This window comes from Paenibacillus pasadenensis (assembly GCF_002864175.1).
Taxonomy (GTDB): Bacteria; Bacillota; Bacilli; order Paenibacillales; family Paenibacillaceae; genus Paenibacillus_O; species Paenibacillus_O pasadenensis.
On sequence record NZ_NFEZ01000004.1, the window covers coordinates 1674853 to 1694037 of the forward strand.

At 61.6% G+C, this 19185-nt stretch carries 21 protein-coding genes; 19 read left to right on the plus strand and 2 right to left on the minus strand.

What is annotated here, in order from left to right; genetic code table 11:
- Nucleotides 1–256: 256 nt before the first annotated feature.
- Together B8V81_RS16910 and trmB are read left to right on the plus strand one after the other, a co-directional pair.
- Nucleotides 257–451 (plus strand): hypothetical protein, encoded by a 195-nt coding sequence (locus tag B8V81_RS16910; protein WP_028599942.1) that lies wholly within the window; start codon nucleotides 257–259, stop codon nucleotides 449–451.
- A gap of 148 nt (nucleotides 452–599) precedes the next feature.
- Nucleotides 600–1373 (plus strand): tRNA (guanosine(46)-N7)-methyltransferase TrmB, encoded by a 774-nt coding sequence (trmB, locus tag B8V81_RS16915; RefSeq protein ID WP_028599941.1) that lies wholly within the window; start codon nucleotides 600–602, stop codon nucleotides 1371–1373.
- Nucleotides 1374–1496: 123 nt separating this feature from the next.
- Here the strand turns inward: trmB and B8V81_RS16920 are convergent, their stop codons facing one another.
- Complete coding sequence (locus tag B8V81_RS16920) at nucleotides 1497–2057, minus strand: phosphatase PAP2 family protein (RefSeq protein WP_052333463.1); 561 nt, start codon at nucleotides 2055–2057, stop codon at nucleotides 1497–1499.
- A 547-nt stretch (nucleotides 2058–2604) separates the two neighbouring features.
- On the opposite strand from B8V81_RS16920, the gene B8V81_RS16925 reads away from it, so the two are divergent.
- The 5 genes from B8V81_RS16925 (at nucleotide 2605) to B8V81_RS16945 (ending at nucleotide 5769) form a co-directional block, all read left to right on the plus strand.
- Nucleotides 2605–3846 (plus strand): glycosyltransferase family 2 protein, encoded by a 1242-nt coding sequence (locus tag B8V81_RS16925; RefSeq protein ID WP_028599939.1) that lies wholly within the window; start codon nucleotides 2605–2607, stop codon nucleotides 3844–3846.
- 296 nt (nucleotides 3847–4142) lie between these two features.
- The gene (gene infC / locus B8V81_RS16930; protein ID WP_043111625.1) at nucleotides 4143–4640 is read left to right on the plus strand and encodes a translation initiation factor IF-3; all 498 of its coding nucleotides are present in this window, start codon (nucleotides 4143–4145) and stop codon (nucleotides 4638–4640) included.
- A 28-nt stretch (nucleotides 4641–4668) separates the two neighbouring features.
- Entirely contained in the window at nucleotides 4669–4869 is a 201-nt protein-coding gene (gene rpmI, locus B8V81_RS16935) for a 50S ribosomal protein L35 (RefSeq protein WP_028599937.1), read from the plus strand.
- 47 nt (nucleotides 4870–4916) lie between these two features.
- Nucleotides 4917–5276 carry a 50S ribosomal protein L20 gene (gene rplT / locus B8V81_RS16940; protein ID WP_028599936.1) on the plus strand — a complete coding sequence of 120 codons (360 nt, stop codon included), beginning with the start codon at nucleotides 4917–4919 and terminating at the stop codon, nucleotides 5274–5276.
- Nucleotides 5277–5400: 124 nt separating this feature from the next.
- Complete coding sequence (locus B8V81_RS16945; protein WP_028599935.1) at nucleotides 5401–5769, plus strand: LSm family protein; 369 nt, start codon at nucleotides 5401–5403, stop codon at nucleotides 5767–5769.
- On the opposite strand, the gene B8V81_RS16950 is transcribed toward B8V81_RS16945, so the two are convergent.
- Nucleotides 5763–6227 carry a GNAT family N-acetyltransferase gene (locus B8V81_RS16950; protein WP_052333462.1) on the minus strand — a complete coding sequence of 155 codons (465 nt, stop codon included), beginning with the start codon at nucleotides 6225–6227 and terminating at the stop codon, nucleotides 5763–5765. The two genes, B8V81_RS16945 and B8V81_RS16950, sit on opposite strands and share 7 nt — an antisense overlap.
- A 596-nt stretch (nucleotides 6228–6823) precedes the next feature.
- Here B8V81_RS16950 and ilvB point away from each other — a divergent pair.
- From ilvB to B8V81_RS17010, 12 genes are all read left to right on the plus strand, one after another.
- A complete protein-coding gene (ilvB, locus tag B8V81_RS16955; RefSeq protein ID WP_028599934.1) occupies nucleotides 6824–8569 on the plus strand; it encodes a biosynthetic-type acetolactate synthase large subunit in 1746 nt (581 codons plus the stop codon).
- Complete coding sequence (ilvN, locus tag B8V81_RS16960; RefSeq protein ID WP_028599933.1) at nucleotides 8566–9057, plus strand: acetolactate synthase small subunit; 492 nt, start codon at nucleotides 8566–8568, stop codon at nucleotides 9055–9057. The genes ilvB and ilvN overlap by 4 nt, the downstream gene beginning before the upstream one ends.
- A gap of 233 nt (nucleotides 9058–9290) precedes the next feature.
- Nucleotides 9291–10283, plus strand: coding sequence for a ketol-acid reductoisomerase (gene ilvC, locus B8V81_RS16965; protein ID WP_028599932.1), 993 nt, complete (start codon nucleotides 9291–9293; stop codon nucleotides 10281–10283).
- A 98-nt stretch (nucleotides 10284–10381) separates the two neighbouring features.
- Nucleotides 10382–11926 carry a 2-isopropylmalate synthase gene (locus B8V81_RS16970; protein ID WP_028599931.1) on the plus strand — a complete coding sequence of 515 codons (1545 nt, stop codon included), beginning with the start codon at nucleotides 10382–10384 and terminating at the stop codon, nucleotides 11924–11926.
- A 203-nt stretch (nucleotides 11927–12129) separates the two neighbouring features.
- The gene (gene leuB / locus B8V81_RS16975; RefSeq protein ID WP_028599930.1) at nucleotides 12130–13206 is read left to right on the plus strand and encodes a 3-isopropylmalate dehydrogenase; all 1077 of its coding nucleotides are present in this window, start codon (nucleotides 12130–12132) and stop codon (nucleotides 13204–13206) included.
- Between the two features lie 101 nt (nucleotides 13207–13307).
- Nucleotides 13308–13856, plus strand: a complete 549-nt coding sequence (locus tag B8V81_RS16980; RefSeq protein ID WP_028599929.1) for a peroxiredoxin — start codon at nucleotides 13308–13310, stop codon at nucleotides 13854–13856.
- A gap of 206 nt (nucleotides 13857–14062) precedes the next feature.
- Nucleotides 14063–14314 carry a hypothetical protein gene (locus tag B8V81_RS16985; RefSeq protein WP_028599928.1) on the plus strand — a complete coding sequence of 84 codons (252 nt, stop codon included), beginning with the start codon at nucleotides 14063–14065 and terminating at the stop codon, nucleotides 14312–14314.
- Between the two features lie 106 nt (nucleotides 14315–14420).
- Nucleotides 14421–14846, plus strand: coding sequence for a hypothetical protein (locus B8V81_RS16990; RefSeq protein WP_028599927.1), 426 nt, complete (start codon nucleotides 14421–14423; stop codon nucleotides 14844–14846).
- Nucleotides 14847–14954: 108 nt separating this feature from the next.
- Nucleotides 14955–15782: an RNA polymerase sigma factor SigI gene (sigI, locus tag B8V81_RS16995; RefSeq protein ID WP_228551828.1), complete on the plus strand. Its 828-nt coding sequence runs from the start codon at nucleotides 14955–14957 to the stop codon at nucleotides 15780–15782.
- Complete coding sequence (locus B8V81_RS17000; protein WP_101808816.1) at nucleotides 15779–17143, plus strand: anti-sigma-I factor RsgI family protein; 1365 nt, start codon at nucleotides 15779–15781, stop codon at nucleotides 17141–17143. Before sigI ends, B8V81_RS17000 begins: the two co-directional genes overlap by 4 nt.
- A gap of 212 nt (nucleotides 17144–17355) precedes the next feature.
- The gene (locus B8V81_RS17005; RefSeq protein ID WP_052333461.1) at nucleotides 17356–17775 is read left to right on the plus strand and encodes an ATP-binding protein; all 420 of its coding nucleotides are present in this window, start codon (nucleotides 17356–17358) and stop codon (nucleotides 17773–17775) included.
- Complete coding sequence (locus tag B8V81_RS17010; protein WP_028599924.1) at nucleotides 17775–19157, plus strand: ATP-binding protein; 1383 nt, start codon at nucleotides 17775–17777, stop codon at nucleotides 19155–19157. The genes B8V81_RS17005 and B8V81_RS17010 overlap by 1 nt, the downstream gene beginning before the upstream one ends.
- Nucleotides 19158–19185: the final 28 nt, after the last annotated feature.

The following is a 19185-nucleotide window of genomic DNA, read 5'->3' on the forward strand; positions in this document are numbered from 1 at the left end:
TCATACCCGAATTTCGCTTCCGCGCCAAAGGTCTCCGGGCATGCAGGTCTGCGGCCCGAGGTGGACAAGCTGGAAAAAATAAATAATGAAAGCGCTTATTTTGGGCTTGATAAACCTTACATGATGTGTTAAATTGAAGAGGAAAGAAATCAATTAAATCAAGGGTTTTTCATCACTTGAACGCTGCCGCGACCCTGATTTTCATAAGCGCCCGATCTCCTGGGAATGCTGTAAAAAAATCCATGAGGTGATGAACATGAACACGGTGAAAATTCCGCAAGGCGACAGCAAGGTCACGATCGAGCTCACGGTCAAGGAACTGATGGCCCTCGCCGGAATTCGGTTCCACGGCAATCACCGCCTTGAAATCGAGGCCCGCCGCAAGCTGAACCATGTGCTGTCCGAGACGTACGAGCTGGAGCAGCCGATCCCCTATCAGATGCTGAACTAGCATCCACTCTTTCGAACCGAGCGGTTTCCGCGGCAGGCACAGCCTCCCGGAGCCGCTTTTTCTTTACAAGCGGAGCTGTCTTAGGCACAATAGGACGGTAGAGTCTGCTTAGGCCGACGGCCGAGGCTATTGGAGGAATAATCGAATCATGCGCTTGAGAGGAAGAAAAGGCATCCGCGAGGAGCTGGAGGCGCTGCCGCGCCTCGTCGTGCTCGATGCCGAGAAGCATAAAGGCAAGTGGAAGGAATTTTTCGGCAACGACAAGCCGATCCATGTGGAGCTGGGCATGGGCAAGGGCAAGTTCATCAGCCAGCACAGCGTGCGCAACCCGGACGTGAACTACATCGGCGTGGACATGTACGACGAGCTGATCCGCCGCGCGAGCGAAAAGGCGCTGCTGGCGAGGGAGGAGCTCGGCCTGGAGGGCTACCCGCCGAATCTGGCGCTGCTGCGCGCCAACATCGAGAACATCTCGGATATGTTCGCCCCCGGCGAGCTGGAGCGGATCTACCTGAACTTCAGCGATCCGTGGCCGAAGTCCAAGCATGCGCGCCGGCGGCTGTCGCATCCGCGCTTTTTGGAGCAGTACGCGGTAATTCTCAATGAATACGGCGAGATCCATCAGAAGACGGATTCGCGGCTGCTGTTCGAGTTCTCGCTCAACAGCTACGCCGAGACGGAGATGCAGATGCGCGCCATCTCGCTCGACCTGCATCGCGACGAGGTGCGGGACGATCTGGTGCTCACCGAGTACGAAAGCAAATTCATCCAGCAAGGGCTGCCGATCCACCGCTGCGAGGTCGTCGTCGGAGCTTCCGCGCTCGCCGCATACCGCGACGAGAAGAACGCCCGCCGCAGCCGCGAGGCGGCCAAGGAGCGCGAGGACCTGGAAAAGGCCAAGCTTCACGGCTCCCAGGCGTGAGCCTGCCGCCGCAGCGGACCTGATAACGAAAGCGAACCGCCCGCCGTTCCCTTGCAAGGGGACGGCGGGCGGTTCGCTTTTGCGCCTGCCTCCGGCAGCGGCAGCCTGTCCGCCGCGAGCGGCCTAGCTGCCGATGAACGAGATGGCCAGCAGCGCGGTCAACGTGCCGAGCAGCGCTCCGGCGCCGACGTCGGACGGGTAATGAAGTCCCAGGTACATCCGGGACCATCCGACCGAACCGGCGATCAGCGCGGCGGCAGCGACGATGAGCGGCAGCCAGGCGGGCAGCTCGGAAGCGGCAGCGTACGACAACGGGACGATCCAGGCGAAAACCGCTGTCGTATGGCCGGAGGGAAAGGAGGAGTCCGCCAGCGGGCTTTTGCCCGTGCGGACGCCTTCGATCGCCTGGTAGGGCCGCAGCCGCTTGAGCGTGCGCTTGACGACGGCGACCGGAATATGGCTGACGACGACCGCCGCGAGGCTCTGCCAGCCGGCGAGCTCCCAAGCTCCTTCGCCGAGCAGCAAGAGCAGCAGGGAGGCGCTCAGCGTGAACGTCGCTCCGCCCATATGCGTCACGGTCGACAGCCAGCGCCTCACGACGGCGCCGAGCCTCGCTCCCGCAGGGCCGCGGTTCAGCCAAAGCAGCAGCCTTCGCTCCTTCATGCGGAGCCAGCCGATGAACATCGCCACTCCTCCCGTCGGTTTGGTATTCTGTACCCCTATCATAACCTTCCGCGTGCGATCTGAATATGTCGCAGCTTCATTCTAAAGCAGATTTGTTAGGGCTGAATGAAGCGAAAGCCGTTTTAGGTTTCGCGGGCGTGGTAATGATGGGAGGAAGGACGCATCCGCTGGCGGATGCGTCCTTGAAGCGAAACCCGTCGTTCACCGGATTGTCACCGCCTTTTGTCGGACCTTGGAGAACTTTTCGAGGCGGTCGCTCGTCGGTAAGGACGAAAGCATCAAAACGCCAGCAAATGAATGGAAGAAGCGGTTAGCGCAAGCAAATGAGGGCATCCTAGTCTTTAATGCTCGTTGCAAGCGTTTTTCCCCTTGCTTTGAGCCGAAACGAAGGGGATTCGCCTTTTGACAAAGCTACGGGTTCCGTGGAAAATCAAAAGGGCCGTTTCCAGAAAAGCTGACATTAAAAAAACCAACACAGAGAGAAAAGAGCCCGCAGCATGTACAGAGAGAATATTAAAATCGGGGTCTCAAGGGGGCAACACAAATGATCGCGAGTTCCATCATGATCGCATTGCAAATTTTCCTGGCATTCGTCGGAATCTATCAGTTCGGCTTGGCGTTGTTCGGCATCGTCCGCAAGAAAAAGACGATCCGGCACAAGCCGCAGAAATCGTTCGCCATTCTTGTCGCGGCCCACAACGAAGAGAAGGTCGTCGGCGCGCTGATCGAGAACCTGAACCGCCTGGATTATCCGAAAGAGCTGTACGACGTGTTCGTCATCTGCGACAACTGCACGGACGGCACGGCCGACATCTCCCGCAGCATGGGCGCGCACGCTTGCGAGCGGTTCAACAACCAGCTCAAAGGCAAGGGCTACGCCATCGAATGGATGCTGAAGGAGCTGTGGGCGATGCCCAAGCAGTACGACGCCGTCGTCATGTTCGACGCGGACAATCTGGTGAACACCGATTTCCTCATCCACATGAACAATGACCTGTGCAATGGCCATCAAGTCATCCAGGGCTACCTCGATACGAAAAATCCGGACGACTCCTGGGTCACGGCATCCTACGGCATTACCTACTGGTACTGCAACCGCCTCTGGCAGCTGTCGCGCCGCAACCTCGGCATGGCGAACTTCCTCGGAGGCACCGGCATGTGCTTCGAAAGCGGCCTGCTGAAGGAAATGGGCTGGGGCGCGACGAGCCTCGTCGAGGACCTGGAGTTCTCCATGCGCTGCGTGCAGCGCGGCGTGCATCCGGTGCTCAACTACGAGGCCAAGGTGTACGACGAGAAGCCGGTCTCCTTCCGCGCCTCGGCGCGCCAGCGCCTGCGCTGGATGCAGGGCCACTTCACCGTCGCCCGCCAGTATTTCTTCCCGCTGCTCTGGGCCAGCATCAAGGAGCGCAATTTCGTCAAGTTCGATGCGGCGCTGTACTCGTTCTCGGTCTACAGCACGCTGCTCGGCTTCGTCGGCACCGTCGTCATCTGGATCGATTACGTGCTGCCGGCAGACAATGTGTTCTCGTCGATCTATGCGTATCTTCCATTCTGGGTGCCGGCCGTCGCGCTCGCGTCCGCCGCGCTTATGTTCCCGCTCGTCATGGCGCTTGAAGGGATCAAGTCCGGCAAGATGTACGCCCATCTGCTGTCGATGATCGTCTTCCAGCTCAGCTGGCTGCCGATCACGTTCTATGCGTTCTTCACGCAGAACAACAAGCAATGGAGCCATACGCAGCATACGCGCGTCATCCGCCTGGAGGAAGTGCAGAGCAAGCAGGCTTCGTAGGGCGGTTGACAGGCAGCTCGTCGTCATGGTACATTAGTTCAAGTGTTCTTGATTTCATGCAATTTACAACGACATATTCGCACAAGCAGGAGCGCCCGCTTCTCACCTGACCGACGCCGTCGGCTGGTATGCGATACGCAATATGGCCGCCTTCCCTCCTTGCGGAGAGAGGACGGATCTACTACGGCGTCTCACGCGGGTCCTGCTCCAGGACCCGCTTTTGCTTTTTATAGAGCATTCACGCGCGCAACACCAATCCCATTCGGAGGTGGACGATTATTAGCCGAGATCACCAAATCAACGACGACATCCGGGCGAGGGAAGTACGCCTGGTCGGACCCGAGAGCGAGCAGCTTGGCATCAAGCCGATCCGCGAGGCGCTGCAGATGGCCATCGATGCCAACATGGATCTGGTCAACATCGCTCCTCAAGCGAAGCCGCCGGTATGCCGCATCATGGACTACGGCAAGTTCCGCTACGAGCAGCAGAAGAAGGAGAAGGAAGCCCGCAAAAACCAGAAGATCGTCGATCTGAAGGAAGTGTGGTTCCGCTCCAACATCGACGAGCATGATTATCAGACCAAGCTCCGCAACGTCATCAAGTTCCTTGGCGAAGGCGACAAGGTCAAAGCCTCCGTCCGCTACCGCGGACGCGAGATCGCGCATGCGGCGGTCGGCCAGCGCATTCTGGAGCGTCTCCAGACCGAAGTGGCCGACATCTGCAACGTCGAGCGTGTGCCGAAACTGGAAGGACGCAGCATGATCATGATTTTGGCACCGAAGAACAACAATTGATTTTCATTTATTCAAGGAGGATAACGACATGCCTAAGATGAAAACCCACAGCAGTCTGAAAGACCGCTTCAAGATCACGGGAACGGGCAAGGTAAAGCGCTACAAGGCGTACCGCAACCACCTGCTCTCCCATAAATCGGGCCGCACGAAGCGCGTTCTGGCTACCCAGCCGAACATGGCTGCCGGCGACGTAAGCCGTCTGGCTCAAGGCCTCGCGCAACTGAAATAGCATTTCCCTGAGATTTATTTGATTAGAACCTACAGGAGGGTATTATCATGGCAAGAGTAAAAGGCGGATTCGTTCGCGCCCGTCGCCGCAAACGGATTCTTAAGCTCGCAAAGGGTTACTTCGGTTCCAAGCATCGCCTGTTTAAAACCGCAAAGGAGCAGGTCAACAAATCCCTGCTGTACGCGTACCGCGACCGTCGCCAACGGAAGCGCGACTTCCGCAAGCTGTGGATCGTCCGCATCAACGCCGCTGCGCGTCTGAACGGCCTGTCCTACAGCAAATTCATGTTCGGCCTGAAGCAAGCCGGCGTCGAAGTGAACCGCAAGGTTCTTGCCGACCTGGCCGTGAACGACATCGGCTCGTTCAACAGCCTGGCTGACGTGGCCAAGCAAAAGCTGAACGCCTAGCATCAAAAGGCTGTTCCCGTCATGCAGATGACAGGGAGCAGCCTTTTTTTGCGTTCATGCGGACATCCGTACAGCCGGGACGGCCGCCGGGAGAATAAGCTGGAAGGAACGGAAAGGAGGAATCATGTTGTCTAACGTCTCCAAGCAGCAAGTGCAGGCACTCATCGGCCAGACGGTCGAGGTCAAGATGAAGGACGGCTCGGTCGTAACGGGCAAGCTGGAAAAGCTGAACGGCGACAAGCTCTATGTGCGCGTTCAGGAGCAAGCCGGCAAGGCGGGCACCCGCGCCTTCATCTTGCCGCTGGCGCTGTTCTCCGTCCTTGCGATCGGCCTCGCTCCTTTCGGCGCTTATGGCGGGGGCTTCGGCGGCCCCTACGGACCGGGACCCGGCCCTTACGGCCCTTATGGACCGGGACCGGGCGGCCCTGGAGGTCCTTACGGCCCTTACGGTCCGGGCTGCTGCCCTCCAGTCGGACCGAAAGGGTTCTACTGACCTTCGGATCGCAGCGGCTTCGTCCACTGCGTCACCTTCAGATCGGGAAAATGGCGCACCGGCTCGTAGCCCTCGCGAGCGTAGAACCGGCGCGCCTTTTCGTTGACGTCGTCGACGAACAGCACGGCCATGAGCGACCCGCCCAGCGTTCCTTCGCGCTCGGCGCGGCGCATGAGCTCCAGGCCGATGCCGTGCTTGCGGCTGGCCGGATCGACCACGAGCATGTCGATGTGGAGCAGCGAGTGAATCTGGCCGAAATGGACGAAGCCGAGCGGGGGGCCGCCTTCGGGAGCGGCGACGATCGTGCGGCCGCTGTCGAAGCGGTCCGGCAATTCGGCAAGCACGGCGGGATCGTCGGGACTGACCGTATGGGACATCGGCATCAGCTCGGTGCGGATGAGGCGGATCAGCGTCGGCAGATCGTCCGGGCGATGCCCGCGATAGCGGATTTGGCGCATGCGGGAGACTCCTTCCGACGGGCCGGCGGAGCGCTTCCGCATGAGGCGGAGCGGGCATCCGCCGCGGCCGTCTCCACAGTCTATGCCGAAGCGGGGCCGGTTGCGAAGCGATTCGTTTTCCGGCCTCGTACATAACTTTTCCTGCAGCCGCGTAATCTAAGTATTGACGGATGATAAGCTCAAACCTATAATAAGGTCTAAGCTAATACCCGAACAGCAATGAAGAGGACGAAGTGTTAAGGGCTCTACTGTCCAGAGAGCGACGGATTCGCTGCAACCGCCGCCAGCATCCCTTTCCAACGAGCTCACCTCGGAGCTGTTTTCCTGAACGAAGCGCCCTTGCGCTTTCATTAGGGAGAATCGCCTGGCATGCGTTAACCTGCCGAAGTAGGACCGATGAGGCATGCATCTCGCGTCTTACTTCTTGAGACTCCGCATCGCGAGATGCGGCGTAAACCTGGGTGGTACCACGGAAGATCAACCTTTCGTCCCTATGCTTCGGCATAGAGGGCGAAAGGTTTTTTTGATTCAGCCAATACGATAGGGGCGAAGGCGGACCGTCGACACCGCCGCCGTCACGAAGGGAGGATCACATGATGGTGATGCAAGGCGAAGCAGTGCGCTCCAAGGAAGAGATCATGGATAGAATGAGGAAGCCGGAAGTGGTGAGCGGCTCTGAAATGCTGCTCCGCAGCCTGGTGCTCGAGGGCGTGGAATGTGTATTCGGCTACCCGGGCGGCGCGGTGCTGTTCATCTACGACGCCATGCACGGCTTCAAGGACTTCAACCACGTGCTGACCCGCCACGAGCAAGGCGCGATCCATGCGGCGGACGGCTATGCGAGAGCTTCCGGCAAGGTCGGCGTCTGCATCGCGACCTCCGGGCCGGGAGCGACGAACCTCGTCACCGGCATCGCGACCGCGTTCATGGACAGCGTGCCGCTCGTCGTCATTACGGGCAACGTCGCGACGAGCTTCATCGGCACGGACGCGTTCCAGGAAGCGGACATCACCGGCATCACGATGCCGATCACGAAGCACAGTTATCTCGTGCGGGACGTCGAGGACCTGCCGCGCGTCATCCACGAGGCGTTCCACATCGCGAACAGCGGCCGCAAAGGCCCGGTCCTGATCGACATCCCGAAGGATGTCTCGGCGGCCAAGGCGCTGTTCAAGCCGGTGACGGACGTGAGCATCCGCGGCTACAATCCGACCGTCACGCCGCGCAAGCCGCAGCTCGACAAGCTCGTCCGGGCGATCGCCGAAGCGGAGCGTCCGCTCATCCTCGCCGGCGGCGGCGTCGTCTACTCGGGCGGCCATGAGGAGCTGCTGGAATTCGCGGTCAAGACGGGCATTCCGGTCACGACGACGCTGCTCGGCCTCGGCGGCTTCCCGAGCGGCAACGAGCTATGGGTCGGCATGCCGGGCATGCACGGAGCGTACGCCTCCAACAAGGCGATCCAGGAGAGCGACCTGCTCATCAACATCGGCGCCCGCTTCGACGACCGCGTGACGATGAAGCTGGACGGCTTCGCGTCCAAGGCCAAGATCGTGCACATCGACATCGATCCGGCCGAGATCGGCAAAAACGTGCCGACGGACATCCCGATCGTCGGCGACGTCAAGACGACGCTCGGCCTGCTTAACCAGGAGGTCGGCTTTGCCGACAAGGCGGACGCCTGGCGCGCCCAGATCCGGCAATGGAAGCAGGACCAGCCGCTGCGGTACGTCGATTCCGACACCGAGCTCAAGCCGCAGTGGGTCATCGGCATGATCCACGATACGACCGAGGGCAACGCGATCGTCACGACGGACGTCGGCCAGCATCAGATGTGGGCGGCGCAGTACTACCGCTTCAACCAGCCGCGCTCCTGGATCACCTCCGGCGGCCTCGGCACGATGGGCTTCGGCTTCCCGTCCGCGATCGGCGCGCAGATGGCGCACCCGGACCGGCTCGTCGTCAGCATCAACGGCGACGGCGGCATGCAGATGTGCGCCCAGGAGCTGGCGATCTGCGCGATCAACAACATTCCGGTCAAGGTCGCGATCATCAACAACCAGGTGCTCGGCATGGTGCGCCAGTGGCAGGAGATCATCTACGACAACCGCTACAGCCACATCGACCTGGCCGGCAGCCCCGACTTCGTCAAGCTGGCCGAGGCGTACGGCGTCAAAGGCTTCCGCGCGACGAACAAGCAGGAGGCGGAGGCGGCCTGGAAAGAAGCGCTTGCCCATCCGGGTCCGGCAGTCGTGGAATTCGTCGTCCGCAAAGGCGAGAACGTCTACCCGATGGTCACCCAGGGCAACACGATCGACGTCATGCTGATGGGGGATGAACAATGAACCAGAGATATACGATCGCCGTCCTCGTGAACAACCAGCCGGGCGTGCTGCAGCGCGTGGCTGGCCTGTTCGGACGGAGAGGCTTCAACATCGAGAGCATCACGGTCGGCGCCAGCGAGGAAGCGGGCCTCTCCCGCATGGTCATCGTCACGGAAGGCGACGAGAAGGTGCTGGAGCAAGTGTCCAAGCAGCTGTACAAGCTGATCGACGTCATCAAGGTCGTCGACGTGAGCGGCAGCCCGATGGTCGCCCGCGAGCTGGCGCTGATCAAGGTCAACGCCGAGCCGGCAGCCCGTCCGGAAATTCTCGGCGTCGTCGAGACGTTCCGCGCCGCGGTCGTCGACATCGGACCGAGCTCGCTGATCGTGCAGGCGGTCGGAGGGACCGACAAGATCGACGCGATGATCGAGCTGCTGCGTCCATACGGCATCCGGGAGCTTTCCCGCACCGGCGTGACGGCCATGAACCGCGGCACCGTCCGCTCCTGATTCGCTCCGCGCCAGGAGCCAGACGATGCGCCGCCGGACTGTAGCGCGAATTTTCGGATAAGTTCGACAACGAATCTATAAGGCTATTGTTTTTACCTATAACACCTCAAAAACCCGCTTTGAGCGGGAGTTTAAGGAAGGCAGACGAGCCGCTCCCCGCTCGAGCTTTAACGCGCTGTCTCTTTAAACACCCGCTCAAAGGGGTTCCAATCCAAAGGAGGCATCATCTCATCATGGCAGTTAAATTGTTCTATGAAAACGACGCGGATCTCAGCGTTCTCCAAGGCAAGACGGTAGCAGTCATCGGTTACGGCAGCCAAGGCCATGCTCAAGCGCAAAACCTGCGCGACAGCGGCGTGAAGGTCGTCATCGGCCTGCGCGAAGGCAAGTCCGCCGACAAAGCCCGCAACGACGGCTTCGAGGTGCTGACCGTCGCCGACGCGACCCGCAAGGCGGACGTTGTCCAGATCCTCATGCCGGACGAGACGCAAGCCCAGGTGTACAACGATGAGATCGCCCCGAACCTCAAAAAAGGCGCCGCTCTCATGTTCTCCCACGGCTTCAACGTGCACTTCGGCCAAATCGTGCCGAGCAAGGACACGGACGTGCTGCTCGTCGCTCCGAAATCGCCGGGCCACATGGTGCGCCGCACGTATGTCGAAGGCTTCGGCGTTCCCGGCCTGATCGCGGTCGAGCAGGACGCGACGGGCAATGCCCAGGCGATCGGCCTCGCTTACGCGAAGGGCATCGGCTGCACCCGTGCCGGAGTATTCGAGACTTCGTTCCGCGAAGAGACCGAGACCGACCTGTTCGGCGAGCAGGCTGTCCTTTGCGGCGGCACGTCCGCGCTCGTCAAAGCCGGCTTCGAAACGCTGGTGGAAGCGGGCTACGCGCCGGAGATGGCGTACTTCGAATGTCTCCATGAGCTGAAGCTGATCGTCGACCTGATGTACGAAGGCGGACTGGCGTCGATGCGCGACTCCATCTCCAACACGGCCGAGTACGGCGATTATGTCACTGGCCCGCGCATCGTGACCGACGAGACGAAAAAAGCGATGAAGGAAGTGCTCTCCGACATCCAGCAAGGCAAGTTCGCCCGCGACTTCATCCTCGAGAACAAGTCCGGCCGCGCCATGCTGACGGCGACCCGCCGCAACGAAGCCGAGCATCCGATCGAGAAGACGGGCGCGCAGCTGCGCGAGCTGATGCACTGGATCAAGAAGTAAGACGAGTCAAGCAGCACGGCAGCGCGCTTCTTCCACCTGGAATGAGGCGCGTTTGCCGCTTCATAAGCTAAACAATCCTACCGAACGGAGGTGCCGGCTTGCGCAAGATCTATATTTTCGATACAACGCTCCGCGACGGCGAGCAATCGCCCGGGGTCAACCTGAATACCCGGGAAAAGGTGGAGATCGCCCTCCAGCTCGAGAAGCTCGGCGTCGACCGCATCGAGGCCGGCTTCCCGGCCGCCTCGCCGGGCGATCTGGCGGCGGTGCAGGCGGTGGCCGCAGCGGTCAAGTCCGCGACCGTCATCGGCCTCGCGCGCGCCGTCGAGCGCGACATCGACGCCGCCTGGGAAGCGCTCAAGGATGCGGCCGATCCGTGCATCCACATCTTCCTGGCGACGTCGCCGATCCATCGCAAGCATAAGCTCAAGATGGAGAAGGAGCAGGTGCTCGCGACGGCCGACAAGGCGATCCGCTACGCGAAGCAGAAGTTCGCCAAGATCGAGTTCTCGCCGGAGGACGCAGGCCGCACGGAGCTGGACTTCCTGTGCGAGGTGACGGAGATGGCGATCCGGGCGGGAGCGACCGTCGTCAACATCCCCGATACGGTCGGATACATGACGCCGGCCGAGTTCGGCAACATTTTCAAGACGCTCAAAGAGCAGGTGCCGGGCATCGAGACGATCCAGCTCAGCGCCCACTGCCATGACGACCTCGGCATGGCGACGGCGAACGCGCTGGCGGCGATCCAGAACGGCGCCGACCAGATCGAGGGCACGATCAACGGCATCGGCGAGCGCGCCGGCAACACGGCGATCGAGGAAGTGGCGCTGGCGCTGGAGACGCGCGCGGCTCTGTACGGCGCCAAGACCGGCCTCAAGCTGACCGAGATCGCCCGTACGAGCCGACTCGTCAGCAAGCTGACCGGCATGGTCGTGCCGGGCAACAAGGCGATCGTCGGCGCGAACGCCTTCGCCCATGAGTCCGGCATCCATCAGGACGGCATGCTCAAGGAGAAGACGACGTACGAGATCATCTCTCCCGAGACGATCGGCATCAAGGAGTCGAAGCTCGTCATGGGCAAGCACTCCGGCCGCCACGCGTTCCGCGAGAAGCTGCTCGATCTCGGCTATGAGCTCGAGGACGAGGCGCTGAACGCCGCGTTCGCCAAGTTCAAGGATCTGGCCGACCGCAAGAAGAACGTTACGGACGAGGATCTGCTCGCGATGCTGGAGGAGAAGCTCGTCGACACGCCGGAGGTGTACGCGCTCGAAACCGTCGAGGTCCATTACGGCAACCGCTCTACGCCGAAGGGATCCGTCTCGATCCGGGTCGAGGAGCGCGGCGTGCAGTCGGGCACGGCGGAGGGCAACGGCTCTGTCGACGCCCTGTTCAACGCGATCGACCTCGTCACGGGCGAGACGGTCGAGCTGGACGACTACTCCATCAAGTCCGTCACGGACGGCAAGGACGCGCTCGGCGAGGTGCATGTCGTGCTGCTGCAGGACGGCGTATCCGCGCAGGGCCGCGGCGTGAGCACGGACATCCTCGAGGCGAGCGCGCGCGCGTATGTCGACGCGCTCAACCGGCTCATCGAGAAGCGCAAGGCTCCGGGCCGCCGCGACAAGATGAGCCTGATCTGACGCGACGCGAGCTTCTCTTTACAGCTCCATCCGGTCCGCCTGTTTCCGCAGCAGGCGGGCTTTTTCATCTCGCGAAGGCTGCTCTATAGGCGCGCCCTATCAACACCATAGCTATCCTATCTTGGAACAATCGAGCGGGAGTATGGTACAACTGATGATAGTTATTCTCATTCGTTATCGAGACGAGACAGGAGTGTTCAACTATGGCAGAAGTGAAAAAGATCGCGGTCATCGCAGGCGACGGCATCGGACCGGAAGTCGTCGGCGAGGCCATCAAGGTCATCAAGAAAATCGAGGAGCGGTACGAGTACCGCTTCGAATTCGAGCACGGCCTGTTCGGGGGCATCGCCATCGACGAGAAGGGAACCCCGCTGCCGCAGGAGACGCTGGACATCTGCCAAAAGGCCGATGCGGTGCTGCTCGGCGCGGTCGGCGGACCGAAGTGGGACAACAACTCGAAGGAGCTGCGTCCTGAGACGGGACTGCTCGGCATCCGCAAGGCGCTCGGCCTGTTCTCCAACATCCGTCCGGCGACGGTGTTCGACTGCCTGAAGGATGCCTCCACGCTGAAGCCCGAGGTGCTCGAGGGCACCGACCTGATCGTCGTGCGCGAGCTGACGGGCGGCATCTACTTCGGCGAGAAGTTCCGCCGCGAGGGCGAGCACGGGCAGGAAGCGGTCGACACCTGCGTCTACAACGTGCAGGAGATCGAGCGCATCGTGCGCCAGGCGTTCGACATCGCGATGACCCGCAGCAAGCGGCTGGCGTCCGTCGACAAGGCGAACGTGCTGGAGACGTCCCGCCTGTGGCGCGAGGTCGTGAACCGGATCGCTCCGGAGTATCCGGAGGTCGAGCTGGAGCATGTGCTCGTCGACAACTGCGCGATGCAGCTGCTGCGCCGTCCGTCGAGCTTCGACGTCATCGTCACGGAGAACATGTTCGGCGACATCCTGAGCGATGAGGCGGCGATGCTGACCGGCTCGATCGGCATGCTGAGCTCGGCGTCGCTCGGCGAAGGCAGCTTCGGCCTGTACGAGCCGGTGCACGGATCGGCTCCCGACATCGCGGGCCAGGGCATCTCCAATCCGATCGCGACGATTTTGTCGGTCGCGCTCATGTTCCGCCTCACGTTCGGCTATCATGACGCGGCGCAAGCGATCGAGGACGCGGTCAAGGAAGTGCTCGACGCCGGCCACCGCACGGGCGACATCGCGGTCGACAAGTCCAAGGCGATCGGCACCGAAGCGATGGGCGACCTGATCGCGAGCGCGATCCGCTAAGCTTTCCGGCTCGCGGGAAGCCCCCTCCTTTCGAATGGACTGCCGTTTTTTGGACAACCTAATTCCGATGCGCATTTAGCGTGAAGGAGGGTTTCGGAATCATGGCAGAACGTTTGGTCGGCCGTCCGGCGCCGGATTTTACGATGGAGACCGTCGACGGCGAGGGCAAGGAGTTCGGCAGGGCGTCGCTTTCCGACTACCGCGGCAGATGGCTCGTCTTCTTTTTCTATCCGCTCGACTTTACGGTCGTGTGCCCGACGGAAATTACGGCGCTCAGCGATGCGGCCGACCGGTTCCGCAAGCTGGACGCGGACATCCTCGGCGTCAGCATCGACAGCGTCCACAGCCACAAGGCCTGGATCAACACGCCGAAGAGCGAGAACGGACTCGGCAAGCTGAGCTTTCCGCTGGCATCCGACATGACGAAGCAGGTTGCTCGCGACTACGGCGTCTTGATCGAAGAAGAAGGCATCGCGCTGCGCGGCCTGTTCATCGTCGATCCGGAGGGCGAGCTGAAGCATCAGGTCGTCCACCACAACGACGTCGGCCGCAGCGTCGAGGAGACGCTGCGCGTGCTCCAAGCGCTGCAGTCCGGCGGGCTTTGTCCGATGAACTGGAAGCCGGGCGACAAACCGATCCGCTCCAACTGAATTCATCCCTTCCAGGGTAGCCAGGGCATTCCGCCTTGGCTTTTTTCATTCTAGAAAGTCTTCGATGTCGGTTCCGCGTTTCCGGCCGCTCGCCCCAAATTCTGATCAGGCGCACGAATCGCGGCTCCTTCTGCGTCCAAGCGGCTTTCCAAGGGTAAGGATAAGCAAATCCAGCAGGCATCGACCTATGAAGGAGGCCCCTTGAAATGACCCATGAAACGGAACGACCGCAAGCGGCTGAGCCGCCTCGCGACCCTGATGCTCCCCGTCTGCCGCAGCCGCCGGAGCCGGAAATAACGCCTCCGCCCGCCCCTGAAATCGAGCAGCCGAAGCCCGCCGAGCTGCCGCCAGCCGATCCGCAGCCGGAAATCATGCCCGATCCGGGACCGGAGCTGCCGCAACTGCCGCAGGAGCCCGAAATCAAGCCCGAGGACCTGCCTCCGGCTCCGCTTCCGTAACCGTCGGCGGTTTGGCAGGAATTCCGCTAGGCATTGCCGAATAGAATGCAGATAACGATCCAAGCCATTCCGATTGGCGGACGGCGAGTACAAGGAGGGAACCAGGATGAGCTTTTGCTGCGGAGCGAGCATGATCGGCACGAAAGGAACGCTCAGACACTATCGGACCCACATTCATAACGTCCCCATTCTGTTCTGTCCGGTTTGCCATCGCGTGGATATTCATTATATGATAGAAAGCGAATACGAACTATTAGCCGAATATGCGCATGGAGACGGAGTTTCCGAGGTGGATTTCCACGACTATGTCGACCAGCGCGGCAAGTCGCTGTTCGAGAACTGCGTGAACCATGACAACGAGGATCCGATGGAAGTGGTCCTGAGCCAGATCGACATGGCGCTCGACCTGCTCGGCTTCGCCAAGCATATCGGAGACGCGGACTGGGAAGCGGAGCTCAAGAAAAGGCTCGGCATCCTCAATTCCCGCCGCAACAAGCTGAAAGCCAAGCGGACCTCGGAAGGTCTTTGCTAGAGACGAACGGCGCCTCCTGTAGCAGGAGGCTTTTTTATTTGAAGCGACTCCCGCAATCGGGCGGGACGCTGCGAACCGTATAGGAAACGAGGTGCTCTGTTGCTGCTGATGGTGTTCAAAAGATGGTTCGGACGCTTCAGCGTCAAGCAGCAATCCGCTGTCTCCGAACCGGACAAGCTCCGCGCGGCGCTGGGGCGGATCCAGGCAGGCGACGAAGCGCTGCGGGAGAAGCTCATCCAGGATTACCGTCCGTTCATCCTCAAATCGACCAGCCGGTTCTGCAAGCGGTATATCGATCCGGTACGCGACGACGAGTTCAGCATCGCGATGATCGCGTTCAATGAAGCGATCGAGCATTTTTCCCCCGCGTCGGGACGATCGTTCACCGGCTTCGCCGAAACGGTCATCCGCCGCCGGCTGATCGACTATATCCGGCGCGAGAAGCGCCACCGCCAGACCGTGCCCTCCGGCAGCTTCGACCAGGAGGGCGAGCTGGAGGACAGCCTGCAGGCGGCATGGATCCAGCAGGCCGTCTCGCGCTTCCATCTCGATCGCGACGCGGAGGAGCGGCGGCTGGAGATCGAGGACTTCGCCGCGGAGCTGAAGGGCTACGGCATCCGCTTCGCGGAGCTTGCGGAGTGCTCGCCGAAGCATCAGGACTCCCGCAGGCTGCTGCAGGGCATCGCGCTTCGCCTGGCGGATCAGGACTGCCTGTGGGGCATGCTCGTCGACAAGCGGCGGCTGCCGGTCAAGGAGCTGATGGAGCAGTCTTCCGTCTCGCGCAAGACGATCGAGCGCAACCGCAAGTATTTGATCGCGATCGCGGTCTTGCTGCGCGGCCATTATCCTTATTTGGAAGACTACTTGCTGCTGCGCCAAGGCCGGCAGCCTTTGGAACGGAATCAGGAGCAGGCGGCGGGGGGGAGAAATCGGTGAACGGGAACGGCATCGTGCTGGAGGTCAAGAAGGGCAGCGTCATCGTGCTTACGCCCGACGGCAGCTTCCGCAAGATCAGAAGCCGCGGAGGGGAAGCGGTCGGCCAAGAGGTCGAGCTCCCGCCCGCCGTCCGTGCGGTCCGGCCGCGCTGGGTGCTGCCGGCGGCGGCGGGAGCTTTGGCGCTGCTGCTGGCGATCCCCGTCCTGTACGCAGGCCGGGCGGCGGCCCATCCGGTCGTCGCCTACATCAGCCTCGACATCAATCCGAGCTTCGAGGTCGGCGTCGACGCCGACCTCATGGTGCGGCAGCTGCGCGCGGTCAATGCCGATGCCGTGCCGCTCGTCCAAGAGCTCGACTACAGCGGGCAGCCTGCCTCGCTCGTCATGGAGGAGCTGGCGGAACGGCTGGCCGAATCGGATTACTTGAAGCAGGAGACCGCCAAGGTGCTGCTCGCGGGAGTCCGGCTGAAAGGGAACGGAGAAGAGCTGACGGAGCTCGGCGCGCAGGCGCGGCACGCGCTGGAGTCGGCGGCGGAGCAGGCCGGCGAGGACGGCCTGCAGGTGACCGAGCTGCGCTCGACGCCGCAGGTGCTTCTGGAAGCGGAGGAGCTCGGCCTGTCCGTCGGCCAGATGACCGTCTATCTCCTGGCCATGGAAAAAGGCTACGACGTGTCGCTCGAACGTCTGCGCACGCAGCCGCTGCCGGCAACGGCCGTTTGGCAGGGCGGCCTGGACGCGCTCGTGCCGGATAGCGCGGAGCTGGATGAGGAGAAGCTGGATCGGCTGCTGGAGGCGGAAAAGTCGGCTCGGGCGAAGGCGTCCGCCGTCCAGCCGGCGAGTCCGGCCGCGGAGCGGGCCGCAACGCCGTCGCCGCCCGCCCGTCCGGCGGCTGCCTCGGCGCCGGCGCGCACGACGACGCCCCCGGCCGAGCGGCAGCGCGACCCGGTCGGCCGTCCGTCCGCGCATCCGCCGCATGGACCGAGCCGCCATCCGGCATCGGCCCAGCCTGCCGGGAACGTAAAGGCGGCCGAAAGCCGCGAACGGGAGCAGCGCGAGTTCAGGCGCGGGCTGGAGCAATGGAAGCGGGAGGCGGAGCAGGCTCGCCGGGCGCTGGAGCGCAAGCAGCGCGAGGCGGAGCGCCGCCTCGAGCAAGCCCGCGACAGCCGCGCCAAGGAAGCCGCCGCCAAGGCGGCGGAGATTCGAAGCAAGGCGGAGCAGCGGATCCGGGAAGCGGCGGATCGGCGGAAGCGGGAGCACGAAAAAGCGAAAAGCAGCGCGGAGGCCGAACGGAAAAAGGCCGAAGCCAAGCGGAAGGAGCAGCGGGAGCAGCGGGATGGCCGGGACGGGCATTCCGATCGCTGACGAGCCGACGCATGTCGAAAGCGGGCCGGAGAGGCCCGCTTTCGCGCGTCTTCTGGCAGGGGCCGATCCGAGTTTCGGAGCGGGCTGGAGCTGGCAATTTTCGACATTATTTCCGATTGACACTTGTTGACAGCCAATCCTATGATTGATGTACGAATCGACGGCTTGACTGCGATCCTGACAGCAAGGAACAGGGAGGGCGGAGCTCGTACATGGAGATGGAACTGTTCAACATCAGCAATGTGAGGGATGCGATCCGAGCTCGTCAACGAGGCCGGGAGCTGGCGCGGGAGCTTGGCTTCGGCATCATCGACCAGACGCGCATCGCTTATGCCATATCCGAGCTATCGAGCGGTTTCGTAGAGATGCATCGGCGCAGCCAGATGCTGATCGGCAAAGTGCGCAAGGAAACGGGAGAAGCCGGATTGGAATGGTCGCTCATCGGCAGCTGCAGCTTTTCCCTTGAGCTGGAAGAGGAATGGAATTCGCTTTGGTCGGAGGAATGGGACATCGCCATCACGAGACGCATCGGCACCTGCATCACGTTCCGCAAATGGCTGCCTCCGTCCTTCTACATGAGTTCGACACCGATACAGCTCCAGCTGTTTGCAACCGGAGAGGAGCAAGGCTAATGCAGGCAATTCGAAAGCGCTATTTCCCGGCGCTTGCCGAATATATTCGAAGCGGGAGCGAGGCATCGCTGTATCAGGCAACAGAGCTAGGGAAAATGTTCCATAACATCGGGCCGGAGGAGATCATCGCGATCCACGAGGAGAGCATGCGCAACATCGTCCTCAACGTCGACTCGGAGGAAGCGCTCGACTTGTACGGCCGCTCGTTCCTGTTCCTGATCGAGCTGATGGTCGCCTACCGGTTCCGGTACCAGCCCGAGCGTCCGGCGGACGAGCGGTACATCGAGATGAGGGAGCTGCTCAGCCGCTCCTACCGCTCCTTCGAGCGGGTCAAGAGCAAGTACGAGAACGTGCTGCAGCATATGGACAGCGGCATCGCTCTGTTCGATACGGAAGGCATCGTCACGTTCATGAACTTGCAGATGGCCCGCTTTCTCGACGTTCCCCGCAAGACTCTCGTCGGCTGCAGCATATTGGAAATCCTCCGCCACGCCCAGCTGACCCGTCCGACGAGGCGGCTGCTGGTGCGTCTCTATCGCGAGATCATCGTGCGCCGAAACAAGTATTTCGAGTTCCAGGACAGCAGCGGCCGCCATCTGCTCATCACGGCGACCTACGGCGACCAGCTGGACGGAGACTATCTCATCAGCATGAAAGATGTATCCGAATACAAGCAGATCGAGCAGACCGCCTACCAGAACGACAAGCTGGCGATGCTCGGCAAGATCGCCGCCGCGATCGCGCATGAGATCCGCAATCCGCTCACCTCGATCCGCGGCTTCATCCAGCTGCTGCGGCCGACGCTGGTCGATCTCGGCAAGGAGGAGTACGCCAAGATCATGGTGGCGGAGATCGACCGCGCCAACGACATCATCTACGAATTCCTCAACTCCTCCAAGCCGACCGCTCCGATGAAGCAGACGATCCGGCTCGCGTCGCTGCTCAAGGAAGTCAGCCTGCTCAGCGAAAGCGAGGCGCTCATGCATAATTGCTTCATCTCGCTGGAGGCGCAGGATTCCGAGCTGCATGTCTCGATCGACGTCAAGCAGATCAAGCAGGTCGTGCTGAACCTGTTCAAAAACGCGATGGACGCCATCGCGGAGCTGGAGGGCGAGCGGGAAGGGCGGATCGACGTCATCCTGGACCGCAAGTCGGATTTCGCCGAAATTACGATCCGCGACAACGGCAAGGGCATGGACCGGGCGACGCTGAACCGTCTGTTCGATCCTTTTTTTACGACAAAGGAGTCGGGGACAGGCCTCGGGCTGTCGGTCAGCTACCGGATCGTCCGCAACCACTCCGGCACGATCCGCGTCACGAGCACCGCGGGGGAAGGCACGTCGTTCATGATCTATTTGCCAATTGCCGAGCAAAAGACTTAAAATCGGGGGAGATCTCCCCGGTTTTTTT

Excerpts from the sequence above, each read along its gene's own strand:
- trmB (WP_028599941.1), top strand. The coding sequence starts at position 600 with ATGCGCTTGAGAGGAAGAAAAGGCATCCGCGAGGAGCTGGAGGCGCTG.
- B8V81_RS17005 (WP_052333461.1), top strand. The coding sequence starts at position 17,356 with ATGGAGATGGAACTGTTCAACATCAGCAATGTGAGGGATGCGATCCGA.
- rplT (WP_028599936.1), top strand. The coding sequence starts at position 4,917 with ATGGCAAGAGTAAAAGGCGGATTCGTTCGCGCCCGTCGCCGCAAACGG.
- ilvC (WP_028599932.1), top strand. The coding sequence starts at position 9,291 with ATGGCAGTTAAATTGTTCTATGAAAACGACGCGGATCTCAGCGTTCTC.
- sigI (WP_228551828.1), top strand. The coding sequence starts at position 14,955 with ATGGTGTTCAAAAGATGGTTCGGACGCTTCAGCGTCAAGCAGCAATCC.
- leuB (WP_028599930.1), top strand. The coding sequence starts at position 12,130 with ATGGCAGAAGTGAAAAAGATCGCGGTCATCGCAGGCGACGGCATCGGA.
- B8V81_RS16920 (WP_052333463.1), bottom strand. The coding sequence starts at position 2,057 with ATGTTCATCGGCTGGCTCCGCATGAAGGAGCGAAGGCTGCTGCTTTGG.
- B8V81_RS16980 (WP_028599929.1), top strand. The coding sequence starts at position 13,308 with ATGGCAGAACGTTTGGTCGGCCGTCCGGCGCCGGATTTTACGATGGAG.
- B8V81_RS16950 (WP_052333462.1), bottom strand. The coding sequence starts at position 6,227 with ATGCGCCAAATCCGCTATCGCGGGCATCGCCCGGACGATCTGCCGACG.
- B8V81_RS16945 (WP_028599935.1), top strand. The coding sequence starts at position 5,401 with ATGTTGTCTAACGTCTCCAAGCAGCAAGTGCAGGCACTCATCGGCCAG.
- B8V81_RS16910 (WP_028599942.1), top strand. The coding sequence starts at position 257 with ATGAACACGGTGAAAATTCCGCAAGGCGACAGCAAGGTCACGATCGAG.
- B8V81_RS17010 (WP_028599924.1), top strand. The coding sequence starts at position 17,775 with ATGCAGGCAATTCGAAAGCGCTATTTCCCGGCGCTTGCCGAATATATT.
- B8V81_RS16990 (WP_028599927.1), top strand. The coding sequence starts at position 14,421 with ATGAGCTTTTGCTGCGGAGCGAGCATGATCGGCACGAAAGGAACGCTC.
- ilvB (WP_028599934.1), top strand. The coding sequence starts at position 6,824 with ATGGTGATGCAAGGCGAAGCAGTGCGCTCCAAGGAAGAGATCATGGAT.
- rpmI (WP_028599937.1), top strand. The coding sequence starts at position 4,669 with ATGCCTAAGATGAAAACCCACAGCAGTCTGAAAGACCGCTTCAAGATC.
- ilvN (WP_028599933.1), top strand. The coding sequence starts at position 8,566 with ATGAACCAGAGATATACGATCGCCGTCCTCGTGAACAACCAGCCGGGC.
- B8V81_RS16985 (WP_028599928.1), top strand. The coding sequence starts at position 14,063 with ATGACCCATGAAACGGAACGACCGCAAGCGGCTGAGCCGCCTCGCGAC.